Annotated in this window: 16 protein-coding genes; 9 read left to right on the top strand and 7 right to left on the bottom strand. The window is 67.7% G+C overall.

Annotated elements, in window-relative coordinates:
* Positions 1-210: 210 nt before the first annotated feature.
* The 3 genes from ACOQFL_RS09770 (at position 211) to ACOQFL_RS09780 (ending at position 2606) form a co-directional block, all read left to right on the top strand.
* Positions 211-735: an STAS domain-containing protein gene (locus ACOQFL_RS09770; RefSeq protein ID WP_435543781.1), complete on the top strand. Its 525-nt coding sequence runs from the start codon at positions 211-213 to the stop codon at positions 733-735.
* A 158-nt stretch (positions 736-893) separates the two neighbouring features.
* Positions 894-1649 carry an ANTAR domain-containing protein gene (locus tag ACOQFL_RS09775; protein ID WP_435543782.1) on the top strand — a complete coding sequence of 252 codons (756 nt, stop codon included), beginning with the start codon at positions 894-896 and terminating at the stop codon, positions 1647-1649.
* Positions 1650-1766: 117 nt separating this feature from the next.
* Entirely contained in the window at positions 1767-2606 is an 840-nt protein-coding gene (locus ACOQFL_RS09780) for an NAD-dependent epimerase/dehydratase family protein (protein ID WP_435543783.1), read from the top strand.
* 104 nt (positions 2607-2710) lie between these two features.
* Here the strand turns inward: ACOQFL_RS09780 and ACOQFL_RS09785 are convergent, their stop codons facing one another.
* On the bottom strand, positions 2711-5023 hold the full coding sequence (locus ACOQFL_RS09785; RefSeq protein WP_435543784.1) for an AfsR/SARP family transcriptional regulator: 2313 nt from the start codon (positions 5021-5023) through the stop codon (positions 2711-2713).
* Positions 5024-5350: 327 nt separating this feature from the next.
* On the opposite strand from ACOQFL_RS09785, the gene ACOQFL_RS09790 reads away from it, so the two are divergent.
* Complete coding sequence (locus tag ACOQFL_RS09790) at positions 5351-5782, top strand: hypothetical protein (protein WP_435543785.1); 432 nt, start codon at positions 5351-5353, stop codon at positions 5780-5782.
* 133 nt (positions 5783-5915) lie between these two features.
* Entirely contained in the window at positions 5916-6764 is an 849-nt protein-coding gene (locus ACOQFL_RS09795; protein ID WP_435543786.1) for a M23 family metallopeptidase, read from the top strand.
* Positions 6765-6946: 182 nt separating this feature from the next.
* Here the strand turns inward: ACOQFL_RS09795 and ACOQFL_RS09800 are convergent, their stop codons facing one another.
* Genes ACOQFL_RS09800 through ACOQFL_RS09815 form a run of 4 tightly spaced genes read right to left on the bottom strand, consistent with a single transcriptional unit; the run spans position 6947 to position 9241 of the window.
* Positions 6947-7420, bottom strand: coding sequence for a GNAT family N-acetyltransferase (locus ACOQFL_RS09800; protein ID WP_435543787.1), 474 nt, complete (start codon positions 7418-7420; stop codon positions 6947-6949).
* 52 nt (positions 7421-7472) lie between these two features.
* The gene (locus ACOQFL_RS09805) at positions 7473-8636 is read right to left on the bottom strand and encodes a hypothetical protein (RefSeq protein WP_435543788.1); all 1164 of its coding nucleotides are present in this window, start codon (positions 8634-8636) and stop codon (positions 7473-7475) included.
* Between the two features lie 3 nt (positions 8637-8639).
* Positions 8640-8927, bottom strand: a complete 288-nt coding sequence (locus tag ACOQFL_RS09810; protein ID WP_435543789.1) for a hypothetical protein — start codon at positions 8925-8927, stop codon at positions 8640-8642.
* The gene (locus tag ACOQFL_RS09815; protein ID WP_435543790.1) at positions 8924-9241 is read right to left on the bottom strand and encodes an SAV_915 family protein; all 318 of its coding nucleotides are present in this window, start codon (positions 9239-9241) and stop codon (positions 8924-8926) included. Before ACOQFL_RS09815 ends, ACOQFL_RS09810 begins: the two co-directional genes overlap by 4 nt.
* A gap of 376 nt (positions 9242-9617) precedes the next feature.
* Here ACOQFL_RS09815 and ACOQFL_RS09820 point away from each other — a divergent pair, with 376 nt between their 5' ends.
* Positions 9618-12038 carry a glycoside hydrolase family 65 protein gene (locus ACOQFL_RS09820; RefSeq protein ID WP_435543791.1) on the top strand — a complete coding sequence of 807 codons (2421 nt, stop codon included), beginning with the start codon at positions 9618-9620 and terminating at the stop codon, positions 12036-12038.
* A 102-nt stretch (positions 12039-12140) separates the two neighbouring features.
* Here the strand turns inward: ACOQFL_RS09820 and ACOQFL_RS09825 are convergent, their stop codons facing one another.
* Complete coding sequence (locus tag ACOQFL_RS09825) at positions 12141-13127, bottom strand: Acg family FMN-binding oxidoreductase (RefSeq protein ID WP_435543792.1); 987 nt, start codon at positions 13125-13127, stop codon at positions 12141-12143.
* Between the two features lie 214 nt (positions 13128-13341).
* Between ACOQFL_RS09825 and ACOQFL_RS09830 the strand changes: the two genes are divergently transcribed.
* Both ACOQFL_RS09830 and ACOQFL_RS09835 read left to right on the top strand, forming a co-directional pair.
* Positions 13342-14172 carry a universal stress protein gene (locus tag ACOQFL_RS09830; RefSeq protein ID WP_435543793.1) on the top strand — a complete coding sequence of 277 codons (831 nt, stop codon included), beginning with the start codon at positions 13342-13344 and terminating at the stop codon, positions 14170-14172.
* Between the two features lie 109 nt (positions 14173-14281).
* A complete protein-coding gene (locus ACOQFL_RS09835; RefSeq protein WP_435543794.1) occupies positions 14282-15262 on the top strand; it encodes an Acg family FMN-binding oxidoreductase in 981 nt (326 codons plus the stop codon).
* 31 nt (positions 15263-15293) lie between these two features.
* Here the strand turns inward: ACOQFL_RS09835 and ACOQFL_RS09840 are convergent, their stop codons facing one another.
* Positions 15294-15755, bottom strand: coding sequence for a universal stress protein (locus tag ACOQFL_RS09840; protein WP_435543795.1), 462 nt, complete (start codon positions 15753-15755; stop codon positions 15294-15296).
* A gap of 243 nt (positions 15756-15998) precedes the next feature.
* On the opposite strand from ACOQFL_RS09840, the gene ACOQFL_RS09845 reads away from it, so the two are divergent.
* The gene (locus ACOQFL_RS09845) at positions 15999-19022 is read left to right on the top strand and encodes an alpha-mannosidase (protein ID WP_435543796.1); all 3024 of its coding nucleotides are present in this window, start codon (positions 15999-16001) and stop codon (positions 19020-19022) included.
* Positions 19023-19026 lie beyond the last annotated feature (4 nt).

Raw genomic sequence — 19026 nt, forward strand, 5'->3', positions numbered from 1 at the left:
ACGTTCGCTGGTACGATCGGTGGAGAAGGTTGAGCAGTCAGCCGGACCACATCCAGCTCGGATCTCCACCGAGCACGGGTGTCGTTGGATCCAGGCTCGCAAGGCTGCCTTCAGGCCGGGCACGGACTCAGGCCTCGTTTCGATCGGTTCCGCTTCGGGCTTTCACGCCTGGGTCGACGACACACGTCGATACAGGAAAGAGGAAAACCCATGACGCCAACACCGTTCGAACAACACCCCGTTTCCTCGGGCTCCGACCCGTTCTTCACGCCCCTGGTGCCCGAGCCGGCCCGGCAGAAGCCTGTCGAGCGCTCCGAAAAGCTGCGGCTGCGAGTCACGCGCCCGGGGCCGGACGCCATCCTGCTCACCGCTGCGGGCGAGGTGGATTCCACCACTGTGACGCGGTTCCGGGAGGTGCTTTTACCCCGGCTGTCGGCCACCGCCCAACTCCTGGTTGTCGATCTCGGTGCCGTGGAGTTCCTGAACGTTTCCGGCCTGGAGCTGCTGCGCTACGCCCACTCCCAGGCGTTCAACCGGGGTATGCTGTTGCGGTTGGTCGTAACCACACACGCGGTTCGACGAGCGATGTGGCAGACGGGGCTGACCACCGTGTTGGAGAGCCATCCGACGGTGACATCCGCGCTGGAAGCCGTCCCGGAGGAACGCGTGCCCGAAAGGATCGGTTCCACCGGAATCGCCGCGTCCGCAGGACTCCCGTCGAACGGGGAACGGTAACGGGAACCGCCGACCGTGCAACCGGCTGCCGGTTCGGTTGCCACGGGACTTCCGTATCCGTGTGGAACCTCGCGTGGTGGCAGCACGCGATTCCGCGGGAGCATCACGGCCGCACGAGTAGGATCGTCCTCGGCTAGCTCACGGCAAGGAAGGCCCGAATGCAGCAGTATCCGACGCAGGACACGGAGTGGCAGGCTCAGCTGGAGGAAATCACCGGGGCCCTGGAAACCGTGACCGACTCCATGGAGCGCGAGGAGAAGCTCGAGGAACTGCTGACTCGGGTGTGCAGGCAGGTGTTGCGAGCCATACCCGATGTGGACATGGCCGGAATCACACTACACCGGGAGAACGGGCCGGAAACCTTCGTCTGCACCGACGAGACGGTGATCGAGGTCGACGCCGAGCAGTACCGAGCGGGCAACGGGCCTTCGCTACAATCCGCCGAAACCGGAAAGATCGTCCGAGTCGAGCTCACCGAGGCAAAGGAGCGTTGGCCGGAGTTCACCAGCGCGGCCACCGAGGCAGGGCTCGGCAGTTACCTGTCCGCACCGCTGTTCATCGACCACGAGTACCAGGGGGCCGTGAACCTGTATTCGCGGCAGGACCACGGCTACCGCGAGCTGGACGCGACCGTGCTGGATCTCTACACCACCGCGATCGAGGGCCATCTGCGCACCTGGCAGCGCTACCTGGCCACTCGAAGACTCACCGAGCAGTTGCGCACCGCCCTCGAGTCGCGCCCGATGATCGAGCAGGCCAAGGGCATTCTCATGGTGCTGCACAGCTACAGCGCGGAACAGGCCTTCGCCACCCTGGTCGACTATTCCCAGCGCAGCAACATCAAACTCCGCGAGGTCGCCGAGCGTATGATCAATGAGGCGGTCGGTTCCGCGAGCACCGACAAGACGGGGTGAACCGCACGCACCCGCCCTTCACGGGTGTTTCGTGGTGCGCGGTCCCGCTCGTCGGCGGAGTGTTGACGATACCGACAGGCCACGTGGAACGGTTGACGACGATCGAAAGCGACGACGATGAGGGTGTTGCTCGCCGGATGCGGTGATCTGGGCACGGAGGCCGGCCTGCGTTTCACGGCCGCGGGGCACCACGTGCTCGGTCTACGACGCACTCCGGAGGTGCTTCCCGGGGACATCGAGGGGCAGGCTGTGGATCTCGCCAGGCAGCGCCCCGCCGTACCCGGTGACACCGACATCGTCGTCATCGTGCTCACCGCCGATCGGCGCACGGCCGCGGGATACCGTTCGACGTATCTCGACGGTCTGAACAACGTGCTCGACGCGATCGAGGAGGCGGAAGTCCGGCCACGGATCCTGTTCGTGTCGTCAACGGCGGTCTACGGCGATGTCGACGGCACGGTCGACGAGCACACCCCGACCGCACCCGCTTCGGCGACGGCCGAAATGCTCGTGGCCGCCGAGGAGAGGCTGCACAGCAGGTTTCCCGAGGCGATCGCCCTGCGGCTGGCGGGGATCTACGGTCCCGGCCGTACCTCGCTGATCGACCGGATTCGTGACGGCACCGCCACTGTCGATCCCACTCCGCGCTACACCAATCGCATCCACCGCGACGACGCGGCCGCGGCCATCGTGCACCTCACGACGGAGGTAACGAACCCCGCGCCGGTCTACATGGGGGTGGACCACGAACCGGTCGACCGCGCCCGAATACTGCGTTTCCTCGCCGAGGAGCTCGGCACGGCTCCGCCCGCCGTGCGCGACTCGGCGGCGCCGGGCGGATCGGGCAAGCGGTGCCGCAACGATCGGCTCCTCGGATCGGGATTCCGCTTCACCTACCCCGACTATCGTGCGGGTTACCGGGCCGTGCTGGCCGAGCGAGGCACGCGGCACCGGTGACGCGGGGCCGACCGTTACAGCCGTTGTGGCGAGTAGTCCGGCTCCGGCTGCTTTCCGTGGCGGCGCCCGGCCCGAACCGAACAGGTTTTCGGGTGATCTCGGGCTCATTCCAGGGTGAGCAGGGCACGGTGCGTCTCGGCACGCATGCCCTCTTCCCCCGCGCCCTCGAAGTAACCGGCGGCCAGCGAGTAGTACTCCCGAGCGGAAGCGGTCCCACCCTGTTGCTGCTGCAACCACGCCAAGGCGCGGCAGGCGTGGCCGGCACCCTCAGCGTCGTCGAGCGCGTCGAAACGGTTCCTGGAGAGTTGGAGGAGACTCTCGGCCTCCGAGAACTGATGTCGCCTCCCGTGCAGGACCCCACGCTGTTGGAGCAGGAGCGCCTCGGTGCGCGCATCGACGCGGCCCAGTGCTACGCGGTTCAGGCGTTCCCAGTCCCCGAAGCGGGCTCGGAGGTCGCAGTAGACCGCCGAAGCAATAACCAGACCGTGCGCCTGCTCGTGCAGCCCGAGCTCAGCGCTCTGCGACACCACCGCTCGCAGGACGTGCCACTCGACCTCGAACCACAGTTCCGGATCGCGTAACAACCTGCCCGACAGAGTCACGTTCCACGGTTCGTGGCGCCGAACGAGGGGGGCGAAGAGCGGAAACCGACGCGGCAACGAACGGGCTGCCCGGGCGGCGAGATCCCACCAGAGATCGAACATCCGCAGGAACGGTCCTCGAACATCCGTTTCCGCAGCGAGTTCACGAGCGAGAACGCCGAACAGCTCGGGTACGCGGTAGCGTGCCTGGCCGAGCCGGTCCCGCCCGACGCAGTCGACAAGCCGTTCGTCGACAAGTGTTTCCAACACGTCCTCGGCGGTGTCGCGATCGCGGGCGAGCAACGGAGCAGCCACCCACCTGGGGAAATCGGGAACCCGTAGCAGAGCGAACAGTCGAAACGCACGGCGATGGGGCTCGTCCAGCTTCTCGTAGCAGGAGGCCAGCCTGGCCCGCACGTCCAAGTCGCTCACGTTCAGTTCGTCGAATCTGCGTGATTCCTCGGAAAGTCGGCTCGCGAGCTGCGTCAACCGCCAGTGTGGGCGTGCGAGCAGCCGCACCGTGGCAGCGCGTAACGCCAACGGGAGGTAACCGCACAGCCGAACGATCTCGGAGGCCGCGGCGGCCTCCGCCCGCACGCGCGACTCGCCGACGGTCTCTTCCAGCAGACTCAGCGCTTCCCGCTCCGGAAACACTTCGAGCGGTACCCGATGCGCCGCTTCCAGTCCTGCCAACGTGGTGCGACCGGTGAGGAGGGCGACCGAGTCGGTGGTGTTGGGAAGCAACGGACGTACCTGCTCCGCACCAGTCACCTCGTCCAGCACGAGCAGGACACGCAGGTTCGCGACTCTGTCGCGGTAGAGTTCGACGAGTTCCTCCACTTCTCCGGTGGAGGATTCCGTGGCGACGCCGAGGCCTCGCAGCAGCCTTTCGAGGGCCTCGGCGGTACTCATCGGGACACGGTCGGCCCCGCGCAGGTTCAGGTACAGCTGACCGTCCGGATAACTCCGACGTACGAGATGGGCGGTGTGGATGGCCAAGGTGGTCTTGCCCACCCCGGCAGGCCCGGTGATCGTGCACGTCCGGCCGCTCGAGTCGAGGAGAGCGCACAGTCTCGCGACCTCACGTGTTCTGCCGGTGAAGTCCGCGACAGCGGGTGGCAGTCGTGCCGGGACCGAACGCGGCGCGCGCGGCTCACCGGAATCGGTCAGGATCTTCAGGTGCAGTTCGCGCAGTTCGGTGTTGGGATCCACTCCCAGCTCGGTCACTAGAACCGTACTGGCTCGCTGATAGGTGTCCAGCGCCTGGGCTGTCTGTCCGGAGCGGTACAACGCGAGCATCAGCTGTGCCCAGAAACGTTCACGCAGCGGATGCTCGATCACCAGCGTCCGCAGTTGGTCGATGACGCGATGGTGGTTGCCGCGGGCCAGTTCGAGCTCGTTTCGCCGCTCGACGGTCTCGAGACGGAGTTCGTCGAGCGATTCCGTTTCGATCCAGTCCGGCCGCCGGGAGAACACGTCGGCGAGGGGACGGCCACGCCAGAGGGCGAGTGCCTCACCGAGCAGTCGGAGCTCTTCGGCGGTCTCGCCGTGCTGCTCGGACCGAGCTGCCGCCGCACGCAGCGCGTGGAACCGGCCGAGATCGAACTGCTCGACCGCAAGGGTGATCGAGTATCCGCCAGGAACGGTGCGAAGGAGTTGTGGATCATCGAGGCGGCGTCGGAGGCGCATCACATGGGTCTGCAGCCTGGCCCTGGTGTTGTCGGTGACGTTGTCGCCCCAGAGATGTTCGATCAGTTCCTCTGCCAGGACGATCCGGTCGGCACGCAGCAGCAGCACGGCGAGCAGGACTCGCTGCAGTGCGGACCGCAGGGGCACGACCTCCCCGTCGCGACGTATCCGGAGGGGACCGAGAACGGAAAAGTCCCAGGAGGGAGACATCGCGACTGTCCTTTCCGGAGCGGCCCGTGCGAGCTCGGTCAGTCTAGCCACACGAGAGATGACACCGGACTGTCAGCGAAGTGTGGTAAGCAACGCTTCCACCTGGTCTTTTTCACGAAAATACTTCGAATGTCACCAGGTGGTGCCGACTCCGAGGCACGGCGGTCGAACGCGCGGTGTCAGGAATTCGCCAGTGCACGACGACATGCTTTCAACAGTTGGTCCGCAACATTCCCGACAAGATCGAACCGAAGGAGACAACTGGTGTCAGGCAACACGATCCTGGGCCGCATCACCGGAGCGGTCGGTACGACAGCCCTCGTGCTGGCAGGCGTTTTCGCGATGGCCGCCCCGGCGAGCGCCGAGGTCAACCCGTACTGCTCGAGTGTCACGAAGATCGGCTCCACCGGTTACGTCACCCTGGACGGGGAGACCGCCGCCTCGGTGAAACAGTTCAAGGGATGCGGCCAGAACTGGGCCTACACCTACGTCTGGCAGGGATTCCGCGCCGATCACTCGGGCTACCGGGTCTGCACCAGCATCGAAACCGGTGGCACGTTGCGGGATCTGCGGTGTGGCTACGGAGTCGAGACGTGGTCCAGCGGGGCGAGCACCCTGTCGGAGTGCACCCGTGCGGTGGGGAGCGTAACGCTGGGCTCCGCCTCGGCTGATGCCCGCACGAGCTTGCGGTGCTGAGACGGAACGGGTTTATCGAGGCCGCACCACCCCGTGACGACAACAGCGTCCACCTCGCCGAGCCGCACGGCCGCGGCGAACCGATGCCCACTGTCCCGATTGATCGGTTGACCCACCACGGAGGAAGACGACAGTGAAACTCAGCAAAATCGCCTCGGCAGGATTCGGTCTGCTGCTCGGCATCGGGGGCCTCACCGTAGGCGCGGAGGAGGCCGAGGCCGCGACGAACTTCCAGATGCCGTTCCCTTGCGGTCAGACCTGGCAGGGACAAACCCGCAGCGGACACAGCCCGCAGAACGCGGTCGACCTCAACCGGGCCAACGACTACGGCGACACCGTGGTGGCATCGGCCTCCGGCACCGTCAGCCGGGTGGAGAACGAGGGCAGCACCAGCTACGGCAGATGGATCGAGATCAACCACGGCGGCGGATGGACTACCCGCTACGCGCACCTGTCCGTGCAACGCGTGTCCGTCGGGGAGACCGTGGCGCAGGGCGAGACGATCGGTGACGTGGGCAACTCCGGTGGATCAACCGGCTCGCACCTGCACTTCGAGGAGCGCTACAACGGTACTGCCCAGCGTATCGACTGGAACGGCAGCCGAATCCACTACTTCGGCAGTCGCGACTACACGAGCCGGAACTGCGGAGATGGTGGCAACCCCTACACCGCCGGGGAAGTCTGTGGCGACGACTACGAGCAGATCGACTCGCACGCGCTCGGCAGCAAGGCGCGGATACACCTGATGTACAACAGCTCCAACGGGAAGAACTGCGTGGTCACGCTGAAGACCAGCGACATCGGCAGCGACACCTCTACTTCGGCCTTCCTCGAGGTGGCAGGCGGTAGCAGGTCCACCGACTCGGGTAACTACGGCTACTACGCCGGGCCGGTGCGCGAGTACGCACCCGGTACCTGCGTGCAGTGGGGCGGCTCCGCGGGGTCCGAGTCGTACACGAGTCCGTTCGAGCACTGCGGCTGACGGCTCGGGCAGCGCGCCCTCGAAACGGCACCGGACTTCGCTGGTCCGGTGCCGTCGTTCGGAGGACATGTGTCCATCCGGAATCGACGCCCACGACCCACCGACGTCGCAGGACAGCCACCCGAGATCGGACCATCCACAGCGCAAGCCGGCGGGAAGTTCCCCCCGGCGAAGAAGCGCGATCAGAGTTCACGTTCGTAGTACAGCATCCGTGTCTCGGGGCACCCCGCACGTTCGAGGTTTGTGAACCCCGACTTCTCGTAGAGCTTTCGCGCCGTCGTGTCGTTCTGGGCCGTGCCCAGCTCCATCGTGGCCGCGCCACGCTGCCGGGCGAAATGGATCGCGCCATTCAGGACCGCGGCTCCGTAACCCCGCCCGCGATACTCGGGCACCACGTAGAACTCCTCGAGCAGGCACACCGGCTTCGCGGTGAACAGGTGATCGCGGAACCGCAGCTGGGCCACTCCCACGTGACGCGGCGCGGCGAGCACGAAAACGCTAACCTCCGACGCGAGGTGAGCGCGCACCCGCTCTGCGAGCAGAACCGCTCCCGGGGTGAAGTCGCCGAACTCGCGCTGGAACCGATCGAGCAGTCCGGCTATCTCCTCGGCGTCGGCACCGCCGCCGATCCGGCCTCCCGCCTCCGAAGGGATCATTCGGCCAGGATACGCGCCGACAAACCGATCCGGGACACGCGAAACGGACGATTCAGACCAAGCCGCTGACGACACCCCGCGCGTCGTCGATCCCCGAGTCGAGTGCCTCACCCGCGTCGTCGGCCAACCGCCGCACATCGTCACTGCCCTCCTCGAAGGCGTGGTCCACGGCTCCCGAGGTGATCGCACCGGCGAGCACACCGGCGCCGGCACCGATCGCGAATCCGACCGGGCCACCCACCGCGGTCCCGGCCAACGCTCCCGACACGGCCGAGCTTACGACCACCGAGGAAGCCAGCCCCACTCCGTTGGAGGCAACCGCCTGGACGGCCGATTCGCCGTTGGACATGTCGTAGGCCACCGCTCCCACGGTCAGCGCACCGCTGAATGCCAGCCCCGCTCTGCCGATCGTTCTGCCGTAGGCGGCCACGTCGTCGGAGGCGGTACCGGCCCGTGCCGCGAACTCGTCGGACTGGCCGAGCAGGCGTTCGAACTCGCCCCGGTTACCGGCGCGCCAGGCACTTTCGGCCCAGCTGCTGCGCAGCGCCGCCTCGTCACCGAGCATCCCGACCCGCCCGGACTTGATGAACCGGTCGTAGTTCGCGGCGCTCTCACCGGCCGCGACCACGGAACTGCCGATGGTGGGCCATTGCTTCCGGAGGAAGTTCTCGGCTGTACTGCTGATGTCGGCGCTGGTGGCGCGCCAGTCCGCGAACACGGACTCGGCCTGCACCCGCAGTGACTCGTACACCCGCTGCCGGTTCGCGATGGTCTGCCTCGCTGTCACCGCGTCGGCGTGGGCTCGCAGCGCGTCCGGGGTGGCAGCGCTCCCCGTCGGTGCGGGGCCGGGATCGAGCGGCACGGGCCCCGGCTCCTCCACTGTGTGCTCGGTGACCGGAAGTCCCGCCGCGACGGCTTCGGAACGGATGCGGCGCATTTCCCGCTGGGTCCACCGTAGACTGACGGCGACCTCCTCGAATCTGGCGGCTATCGCCTCGGCATCACCGGCGAGTTCGTCCGCGAGTCGCCCGCCTCGGGTCAGCGTGTCACGGAACGCCTCCCCAGCGGTGCCCTGCCAGCCGGAGTCCGCGCGGTTGCGGGCGGTGAACACTCGGTCGGCGGTGTCGGTAACGGCCCTGGCCAACCCGCCGCGTATCCACTCCGCCGTGGCGAACACGCCGGACGGGTCACCGGTCACTGTGGTCCGGATCGACATGTCCTACTGCTCTCCTGAGCCGGGGAGTCCTTCGCGAGCCCGACGATCGGACTCGATATAGGCGGCCGCGCTGTCGGCCACCGCGTCGCCGGTCGCCGAAGCGGTGGCCGAGAGCCGATCCGCTTCCTCGACGAGTTGGTTGAGCAGCGTGGCCACGGCGGCGCTCGCCTCACCCGCATCCGGCTCGGCGGGAGCGATGGCGCGTGTGCGGTGCAGCTCCTCACCCGCCTGGCGCAGGGTGCCGGTGATCTCGTCCAGAATCACCGGGTCGGCGCGGAAACCGGAGTTCATCGCTTCACCTCCTGGACACGTTGTTCCTCGGGAATGTCCATGTCGAGCACCACGAGATCGAAGTGGGCGACCTGCCGGAGTTTCCCCAGCTGAGTGGCAGGCATGACCAACCAGGGTTGTTGCCGTCCGCAGCGGGAGTGCAGCCGGTCGAGGGCCGAGTAGACCGGCAGCACCAGCCTGCCGTCGTCGAGTTCGCGCAGTTGCACCACGGCGTCCTCCGCCCGAGCCACGTGCGCCTCACAGGGCAGGTACACCATGGGCGGAAAATCCTCGGGTAGCCGCGTCTGTCGCGCTCCGTCGGTCGTCCCGGTCACCGAACCACTCCTCGTGCCGACACGTACGGATGCTGCCGTAACCGAACAGCGTGCACAACGCACCGACTCGCTCGGCGTCCGTGGGACGCCCGCCCCGGGGGTCGGGTTGTGCGGCCCCGGTGCCCGATCCGGAGTGAAAGCGCGAAACAAGTCGATCACCTCGGCTGGGCACACTGTGTGGCCGACGGGCAGTACGACTCACCGACGTGTCGGGACACATCGCCTCGGGTCGTGCGGGTGGGTTCTGTTGAGTTCGAAACGGCGTCCCGAAAGCCGGTCGACTATCCTCACCGGGTAATCCCGTCGTCGCGTGAAAACCGATCGCCACGTGGGGTCGGGGCGTTGCTCCGCCGCTGTGCCCGCGAGGGACAGGGTCATGAACGATCCACTAAGTCCACACCGGCTCGTCTTCACCGACTTCGATCCGGCCGACGAGAAGCGCCGGGAGGCGCTTTGCACGCTGGGCAACGGCTACTTCGCCACCAGGGGTAGCGCGCCGGAGGCCGAGGACGACGGCGTGCGCTATCCGGGAACCTACGTGGCGGGCTGCTACAACCGGGTCACCTCGACGGTGTCCGGGCGGGAGCTGGCACACGAGTCGCTGGTCAACCTGCCGAACTGGCTGGCGCTGACCTTCCGTGTCGACGACGGCCCCTGGATGGAGCCCGCAGAGGTGGAGCTGCTGGAACACGAGCAGGAGCTCGATCTGGAACGAGGGCTCCTGGTACGCAGGGCGCGGCTGCGGGACAGCGCGGGAAGAACCACCAGGATGGTGCAGCGCCGCTTCGTGCACATGAGTCGGCCTCATCTGGCGGGGTTGGAGACCACGCTCGTGCCGGAGACCTGGTCAGGGACCATCACGTTCCGCTCCGGACTGGACGGGCGGGTCCGCAACCACGGCGTGCGGCGCTACGAGGAGCTGAACGGGCGTCATCTGGTCGACGTTCGTGGTGGCGAGGCCGGGGGGAACCTCGTGATGCTGCACGCACGCACCTCGGGGTCCGACATCCGGGTGGCCGAGGCCGCCAGGTCCCGCCTGTTCCGCAACGAGGTACCGCCGGTGGGCGAAGGTCGAACCGTTCCCGACGAGGGAGCGGTCTTCCAGGAGTTCACGCTCGATTCGAACCGGCTCGACGAGATACGGCTCGAAAAGATCGTGGCGATCCACACCTCACGAGACTCGGCGATCGTGGAGCCGGTCTCCGAGGCGGTGGAGGCCGCCCGCGAGGCCGAGGACTTCGACACACTGCTGAACTCCCACGTCGCGGCCTGGGCCCGTCTCGGCAGTACCTTCCGCTGCGGGCTGTCGACGAGTGCGGCCACCCGGCAGGCGGTGAAGCTGCACGTGTTCCACCTGCTGCAGACCGTCTCGCCGAACACGGCGGACCTGGACGTGGGTGTCCCCGCCCGTGGGCTGCACGGCGAGGCATACCGGGGACACGTCTTCTGGGACGAGTTGTTCGTGGTACCGACCCTGACGCTGCGCATGCCGTGGGTGGCCCGCGCACTGCTGCGCTATCGCTCTCGCAGGCTGCCGCGGGCACGACTCGCGGCGAGGCGAGCGGGACTGTCCGGTGCCATGTTTCCCTGGCAGAGCGGCAGCAACGGCCGTGAGGAGAGCCAGTCGTGGCACCTGAACCCGCGCTCGGGACGCTGGACGGCCGACCACACGCACCTGCAACGCCACATCGGCATCGCGATCGCCCACAACGTGTGGCACTACTACCAGGCCACCGCCGACGAGGAGTTCCTCGCCGAGCAGGGCGCGGAAACGATACTGGAGACCACTCGGTTCCTGGCCTCGCTGGCCACCTATGAACACGGACGCGACCGCTACACCATCAGCGGGGTCATGGGCCCGGACGAGTACCACACCGGCTACCCGGACCGGGATTCGCCGGGTATCGACAACAACGCCTACACCAACATCATGACGGCGTGGCTGTGCCGCACGGCGCTGCGAACCCTGGCCGAGCTCGACGACACACGCCGCGCCGAACTCACCGACCAACTCGATCTCGACCACAGCGAGACCGACCGGTGGTGGCACATCTCGCGACGGATGTACGTGCCCTTCCACGACGACGGGATCGTCAGCCAGTTCGAGGGCTACGAGCGGTTGGCGGAACTGGACTGGGACGACTACCGGGACCGCTACGGCGACATCAGTCGACTCGACCGGATCCTGGAAGCCGAGGGCGACTCCCCCAACCGTTACCGGGTGTCGAAACAGGCCGACGTGCTGATGCTGTTCTACCTGCTCTCGGCCGAGGAACTGGAGAAACTGCTCACGACGCTGGGCTACGCGATGCCTCGGGAGACGATCCCGCGCAACATCGACTACTATCTTCGACGCACCAGCCACGGTTCCACGCTGAGCGCGGTGGTCCACGCCTGGGTACTCGCCCGCGCCAACCGACGTCAGGCGCTGGAGTTCTTCGACAACGTACTGGCCGGTGATCTGCACGACGTGCAGCGAGGCACCACCGCCGAGGGAATCCACCTCGCCGCCATAGCGGGCAGCATCGATCTGTTGCAGCGCTGCTTCGCGGGCATCGAAATACGGGATCACACCCTCGTGCTGAATCCGCTCTGGCCCGCGGCACTCGGGGCGCTGGAGCTGGCGATCCGATTCCGCGGAATTCCGGTCGACATCACCGTCACCGGACGGACCGCGACGGTACGCACCGCGCCGGGCAGTGGGAAGTCGCCGATCCGATGCGCCTGTGGTGCCCGTGCGGTGACGCTGGGTCCGGGCGAGACGACCGTGTTCTCGCTGGAGCACGCCGAAGAATGATTTCCGCGGTTTCCGTGGCGCGCTCGTAGCAGTGGCCCCGGACGGGATCGGGAACCGCCCGGCATCGACCACCTCGATCCGGCGAACACAATCGCGGCGGGATCAGTGGATCGGGAACAGGTTCTCCACGCACTCCGAGAGCGGTCGACGCGGTGTGGGCGGCGCGGGGAAGCGCTCGGTGACCGGCCATCCCAGTCGCAGCACGAACCGGGGGACTCCCGTACCACCGAGCACCTGTTCGCGTACCAACTCACGAGCGGAGAACACCTCGGCGAACTGACTCAGCACACAGCAGGCCAACCCCTCCCGGGCCACGGACAGCGTCACTTCGCCCAACACCTCACCCGAGAGCAACTCACTTTCGAGGGTGTCCTCCAGGGTGTACAGCAGCGCCAGTTCCGCACCGTCGTCGAGCACCGGGATCGGCAACTCACCGGCACCGAAATCCCGTTCGAAGGCACTCGGCGCATGAGCTTCGGAGATGGAGCGAGCGGGCACCCCGTCCGAACTCGCGTGCCGCATCGACCACTTCGCCAGTTCGTGGCGGTAGTCCGGATCGTCCTCGCGCGCCTTGCCCGCCTGGCGGATCGCGTGGGAAAGCTGCTTCCTGGCCGGATCCGAGTGCACGAAATCGAGCACGCACCCCTTGGCTGCCGCGGCTTCCCGCAACTCGCTCAGCGACTCCGGGGGAACCGGGTCGGGCAGGAAGGGTCTGCGATCCGTCCGCCGCCGCGCGGCCAGCCCGGCCAACACCACGGACTCGGCGTCGATGTCGGCGAGCCTGCTGAACTCGATCGAAGCCAGATGATCGGGTTGGTCCGGATTGGGCACGCGGTGGACCAGTGCCCGCCATCCCTCGGCGGCGAAACCGATACGAGCCTGATAGAGCGCCGCACCACAACCGATCACCGATTGCTCTCCCGTGGGATCGAGCACGGGTGGGACGCGGGAACGGTCCAGAAACAGGTGTACCGAACGTGGTCCGACAACCCAGCGCCAGGGCTGGATGTTGTGCAACGAAGGTGCTCGACAGGCCACTGTCAGCGCGGAACGCATCGTGGCCGGCGTGGGCTCACTTTTACCGGTCATACGGCACCCCACCCGCATTCTACGAGCTCTGTTGTCCGTCGAATAACTCAACCGCCGAGCGGGTGCGAAAGATCCGAAGGGCTCTGACGAGTGGTTTCCGTTCGTTTCGGGAGCTCACCCGGCCACCGCTTCGGTGCTGCGATCTGAACGCCCCCGGGGCAACCTGGAGCGGATGGAGCGTCGACAACCCTGATTCTCGGACAAGGTGTTTGCCATGGACACCTCGCGATACGACATCCTCGTCGGTGTGGACGGCTCGGCTTCCGCACGACGAGCGGCCGACTGGGCCACCGCGGAGGCTCGGCGGCGCACCGGAGCCTCCCTGACGCTGGTGCTGATCAACGACGATCCGGCGCGGGAGAGCTACGCCCGGGAGGCCGTGGCGGACATCGCCGCGCGGTGCAGCGAAGCGCAGCCCTCCTTGGAGGTGGCCCACGAGGTCGCCGAGGGGCACCCCATCGAGGAGCTGGTGCGTCGTTCCGCGACGGCCGATCTCCTGGTGCTCGGTTCGCGTGGGCACGGTCCGGTGGCGGACGCCCTGCTCGGTTCGGTCAGCGTGGGGGTGGCACGGCGAACGAGATGCCCGCTCGTGGTGATTCGCGGTGAGGAGACCGAACAACGCGGCGAGGTCGTGGTGGGAGTCGACGACTCGGCGCGGAGCGAGGCCGCGTTGGAGTTCGGCTTCACGTGCGCGCGCACCCGTGCCGCGGAGTTGCTGGTGCTACGAGCGATGTCCCGTCATCCGCAGGCCCGACAGGCGACCTCGCGGCGGGAGATCCCCTCGGAACGGGTCGAACACGACCTCACGAAACGACTGGAACGCTGGGGCGCCTGGTTTCCGAATGTGACGGCACGCCGCCTCGATGTGGACAAGCATCCGGTGACCGCCCTGCTCGAGCTCTCCCGGGGTGCGGACCTGGCCGTGGTGGGTCGTCGTGGGGGCGGTGGTTTCAGCGGACTCATGCTGGGCTCGGTGGCACGGGGCGTGCTGCACCGGGCCTCCTGCCCGGTGGCGATGGTTCCCGAGGCCGGTGAACCGGAGTGATGCGAGAGAACGGTCCGACACCTCCGAACCGGCCGACGAGACGGCCCGACGAGAGGCTGACCAGCCTACTCCCGCGTCACCGGGACGATCACTGGGAGGGGTGACGGACATGGCGGAGTTCGCACCGACGCTGGGGCTGTCCGCCGAACGGGCCGAGGAAGTGGTCCGGATCGCGGGCAAGGCGCCTTCGCTGCACAACCGGCAACCGTGGCGATTCCGGCTGCTGCACCGTTCGATCGAACTGCACTACGATCCGCGAGCGCGGCTGCCCGCCACCGATCCGCGGGAGCGGGAACTGCGGATCGGCTGTGGTGCGGCGCTGCTGAACATGCGGCTCGCCCTGGAGCACGAGGGGGTCAGCCCGGTCGTGACCCTGCTGCCGAACACCGGCGCGGAGTCCGTGCTGGCCGAGATACGCGGTGAGGGCTCGTCGAACATGCCACCGGGACAGCGGGTGCTGTATCGGGCGATCGCCGATCGGCACACGAACAGACGTCCCTTCCGGGAAACCCCGGTAACCCTGGAACAACGACACTCGTTGCTCGAATCGGTGGCGCGGGAGGGGTGCTGGCTGCACATCGTGGAGCGTGGTGAGCTCGGGAGGTTGGAGGGCATGGTCCACCGCGCGCACCGGGCGCAGCTGGCCGATCCGCGCTTCCGGGAGGAACTGGCGGGTTGGACCGGACATGACGCCGACGTCAGCGAGGGGATACCCGCCTCGGCAGCGGGGCCCGAACGCGAACCACAGGACCAGTGGGTGCTGCGGGACTACTCGGCGGGCAAGGCGAAGCCGCGAGTGCCGGGCAAGGACTTCGAGTACGATCCGCTGCTGCTGGTCGTCTGTTCCTACTACGAGGGCCGAGCCGCGGACCTGCGTGCGGGACAGGCACTGCAACGAATGCTGCTCACGGCCACCGCCAACGGCCTGGTGGCCTCCCTGATGTCGCAGGTGATCGAGATCGACGAAACCAGGGAGGAACTGCGCGGGATGCTCGACGGTAGCCTGCGCCCGCAGGCGTTGCTCCGGGTCGGCCACGGTTCGCGAACCGCACCGACGCCGCGCCGCGAGCCACGTGAGCTGCTGCTGTAGTCCTCGGGCACCCGTCGAGGAGCCTCGGGATTCACGACGGGCTCTCCGAGGGAGCCGAGTCGCCGTTTTCCCGCCGAACCACGAGCACGGGGCAGTGCGCGTGCCGTACGCAGTACTGTGCCACCGATCCCAGCAGGGCGGCGGCGAAGCCGCCCAGTCCCCTGCTGCCGACCACGAGCAGGTCGGCGTCGACCCGACGCGCCCCGTCCAGCACCACCTTGGCCGGGTGTCCGTAGCCGACCTCCCGGCGCACCGGTACCGGCCCGTCCGTTGCCACCACTCGTGCGACCGATTCGTCCAATGCCGCGGCCGTACGATGGGCCACCGCGTCGGGCCCTGCCACCGGCCGGTCGTACAGCTCGGGATAGTCCCAACCGCGCACCGCCACCACCGAGCCACCGACCAGTTCGGCGTGCCACAACGCCCAACGCAGTGCCTGTTCGGCCCCGGACGAGCCGTCGACTCCCACGACGACGCGATACTCCCCCGACACGACTACCTCCCCCAATAGGCCTCCCCGGACATGCCCCCCCTCCCGGACATGCCTGGCACCGGAACCGAGCACGGTTCCCTCCCCGACCACCGGCCGGTGATCGCCTCCTCGCACGCGGTCGGGCACCGACCGGGTTGGAACCGAGGTCCGCTGATCCACGAGGATGCTCCGTAGGGACACGATCGGCCCTTCCGCCGGGACGCGCAGCACGGGAGCAACCGCCCCACCAACGAGGAGCAGCAGGTGCACGACGACAGGAAACTGACCGAGGAACGGATCGAGCGGATGCTGCGCGACCGCGTCCGACCCGCGCTGCGCCCGGAGTCCGCGCCGGTCACGCTCGACGCCTGGCACGGCACGAGCGCACCGGTACCGGTAACGGACAGGAGTGCTGGCGGGGAGTACCACGGCTCGGAGGTGGGCGAGCGCTGGGGGCCGCCGTGGAGCACCACCTGGTTCCGGCTGCGCGGTGAGATCCCCGTCGAGTGGGCCGGACGTGCCGTGGAGCTCGTGTTCGACCCGGGGTTCGACCACCGACGACCGGGGTTCCAGTGCGAAGGGCTGGTCTACCGACCGGACGGTTCGATCGTGAAGGGGCTGAACCCGCGCAACGAGTGGGTACGCGTGAGCGAGGCCGTCGCCGGTGGTGAACCGGTGGAGTTCCACGTGGAAGCGGCGGCGAATCCGGTGATCCTCGGCGACCATTCGTTCACCCCCACCGAACTGGGCGATCCGGCCACCACCGGCACGGAACCGCTGTACCGGATCGAACGTGCCGAGCTGACCCTCTTCGACAACCGGGTCGAGCAGCTGGTCCACGACATCGAAGTGCTCGACCAGCTCATGCGGCAGCTCGGCACGGACGAGCCGCGCCGCTGGGAGATACTGCGCGCCCTCGACCGCTGCATGGACGCGGTGGACCCGCGCGACGTGGGCGGTAGCGCGGGCCGCGCGCGCGAGGTGCTGAGCCCGGTGCTGCGGAAACCGGCACACGCCAGTGCGCACCGCGTGTCGGCGATCGGCCACGCCCACATCGACTCGGCGTGGCTGTGGCCGTTCCGCGAGACCGGGCGCAAGGTCGCCAGAACGGTGTCGAACGTGCTCGGGTTGCTGGAGGAGCACCCGGAGTTCGTCTTCGCCATGTCCCAGGCACAGCAGTTCGCCTGGCTCGAGCGGCGTTATCCCCAGCTCCATCGCCGGGTTCGCTCCGAGGTGGCCGCGGGGAGGTTCGTTCCGGTGGGCGGCATGTGGGTCGAGGCAGACACGAACATGCCCGGCGGGGAAGCGATGGCGCGGCAGCTGGTGCACGGCAAGCGGTTCTTCCTGGACGAGTTCGGTGTGGAAACCGACGAGGTGTGGCTGCCCGACTCGTTCGGTTACAGCGCGGCGCTGCCGCAGCTGATCACCCTGTCCGGTTCCAGCTGGTTCCTGGGCCAGAAGGTGGTCTGGAATCAGACGAACGCGTTCCCGCATCACACCTTCCACTGGGAAGGAATCGACGGCACCAGGATTCTCACTCACCTGCCCCCGGTGGATGTCTACGACTCCGAGCTGTCCGCGGCCGAGCTGGCACACGCCTCGGCCAACTTCGCCGAGAAGGGTGGGGCCAATCGTTCGCTGGTCCCGTTCGGCTGGGGTGACGGGGGCGGCGGCCCCACCCGCGAGATGCTGGCACGGGCCGAGCGACTGGCCGATCTGGAGGGATCCCCACGGGTCACCGTCGAGTCCCCCGCCGAGTTCGTCCGCGAGGCACGTGCGGAGTACACGGCGCCACCGGTATGGGTGGGTGAGCTGTACCTGGAGTTCCACCGCGGCACCTACACCAGCCAGGCGGGCACCAAGCGGGGCAACCGGCACAACGAGCACCTGCTGCGCGAGGCCGAGCTGTGGGCGGCGACCGCGAACGTGTACCGCGCTCTCCCCTACCCGTACGAGCGACTGGACCGGCTCTGGAAAGCGGTGCTGCGCAACCAGTTCCACGATGTACTGCCGGGCTCCTCCATCGCCTGGGTGCATCACGAGGCGGAGCGGGAGCACGAACTCGTCCGGGGCGAACTGGCGGAGATCATCGACCGGGCGCAGCGGAAGTTGGCCGGCTCGGGTTCGACACCGCTGGTGTTCAACGGCGCTCCGCACGAGCGTGCCGGGGTTCCGTCGGGCGGCGCGGCACCGTCGGTCGAACCGGCCGCGTTCGTGAAACTGTCCGAAACGGACGACGGGTTCGTGCTGCGCGACGAATCGCTGCGGGTCACGATCGATCGACGTGGCACCGTCACCTCGCTGCGCGACCTGGCAGCCGACCGCGAGGTCGTCCCGGCGGGCTCGGCGGGCAACGTGCTGCGGGCGCATCCGGATCTGCCGAACCGGTGGGACGCCTGGGACATCGACTCCTTCTATCGCAACAACGTCACCGAACTACTCGACGCCGAGGAAGTGGCGGTGGTGGAGGAAGCGGCGGATCGTGTCTCGGTGCGCGTGGTACGAGCCTTCTCCCACTCGCGGATCACCCAGACACTGACGCTGCGGGGCGGCGCCGCACGGCTGGAGATCGACACCGAGGTGGACTGGCACGAGTCCGAGACGCTGCTCAAATTGGCTTTCCCGGTGGATGTGCACACCGACCGCATGGCCGCCGAGACCCAGTTCGGACACCTGTACCGGCCGATTCACGAGAACACCAGTTGGGACGCGGCCAAGTTCGAGACGTGTGCCCACCGCTGGGTCCACGTGGGTGAGGCGGGTTACGGCGTGGCTCTGGCCAACGACGCCACCTACGGCCACGACGTGACCCGCTGGGCCAAGAACGGCGGCGGTACCGCGGCGACAGTGCGGGCCTCGCTGCTGCGTGCCCCGCGGTTTCCCGATCCGCACACCGACCGGGGGACACACCGTTTCCGGCATGTCCTCGTGCCGGGGGCCGACATCGGTGACGCGGTTCGGGAGGGCTACCGCCTCAATCTGCCCTCCCGAACCGTGCGAGGTGCCTCGCCGGTGGACCCGCTGGTCACCAGTGACAACGCCGCCGTGGTCCTCGAAGCGGTGAAGTTGGCCGAGGACGGTTCCGGGGACGTGGTGGTGCGACTGTACGAATCGTCGGGTGGCCGCGCCACCAGTCGAATCACCACCGGTTTCGTTCCGATGAACGTACGGGCGACCGATTTGCTGGAACGACCGTGGGCCGATGGGGAGATCGAACACGACACAGCGGGGTTCCGGGTGACACTGCGCCCGTTCGAGATCCGCACGCTGCGGCTGGAGCGGACGTGACCGG

It is taken from the genome of Actinopolyspora sabaoui (genome assembly GCF_051225635.1).
Lineage (GTDB): Bacteria > Actinomycetota > Actinomycetes > Mycobacteriales > Pseudonocardiaceae > Actinopolyspora.

Bases quoted from the DNA above. Each gene is read 5' to 3' on its own strand.
- ACOQFL_RS09805 (WP_435543788.1), bottom strand. From the start codon at position 8,636: ATGTCGATCCGGACCACAGTGACCGGTGACCCGTCCGGCGTGTTCGCC.
- ACOQFL_RS09825 (WP_435543792.1), bottom strand. From the start codon at position 13,127: ATGACCGGTAAAAGTGAGCCCACGCCGGCCACGATGCGTTCCGCGCTG.
- ACOQFL_RS09835 (WP_435543794.1), top strand. From the start codon at position 14,282: ATGGCGGAGTTCGCACCGACGCTGGGGCTGTCCGCCGAACGGGCCGAG.
- ACOQFL_RS09830 (WP_435543793.1), top strand. From the start codon at position 13,342: ATGGACACCTCGCGATACGACATCCTCGTCGGTGTGGACGGCTCGGCT.
- ACOQFL_RS09780 (WP_435543783.1), top strand. From the start codon at position 1,767: ATGAGGGTGTTGCTCGCCGGATGCGGTGATCTGGGCACGGAGGCCGGC.
- ACOQFL_RS09810 (WP_435543789.1), bottom strand. From the start codon at position 8,927: ATGAACTCCGGTTTCCGCGCCGACCCGGTGATTCTGGACGAGATCACC.
- ACOQFL_RS09775 (WP_435543782.1), top strand. From the start codon at position 894: ATGCAGCAGTATCCGACGCAGGACACGGAGTGGCAGGCTCAGCTGGAG.
- ACOQFL_RS09820 (WP_435543791.1), top strand. From the start codon at position 9,618: ATGAACGATCCACTAAGTCCACACCGGCTCGTCTTCACCGACTTCGAT.
- ACOQFL_RS09800 (WP_435543787.1), bottom strand. From the start codon at position 7,420: ATGATCCCTTCGGAGGCGGGAGGCCGGATCGGCGGCGGTGCCGACGCC.
- ACOQFL_RS09770 (WP_435543781.1), top strand. From the start codon at position 211: ATGACGCCAACACCGTTCGAACAACACCCCGTTTCCTCGGGCTCCGAC.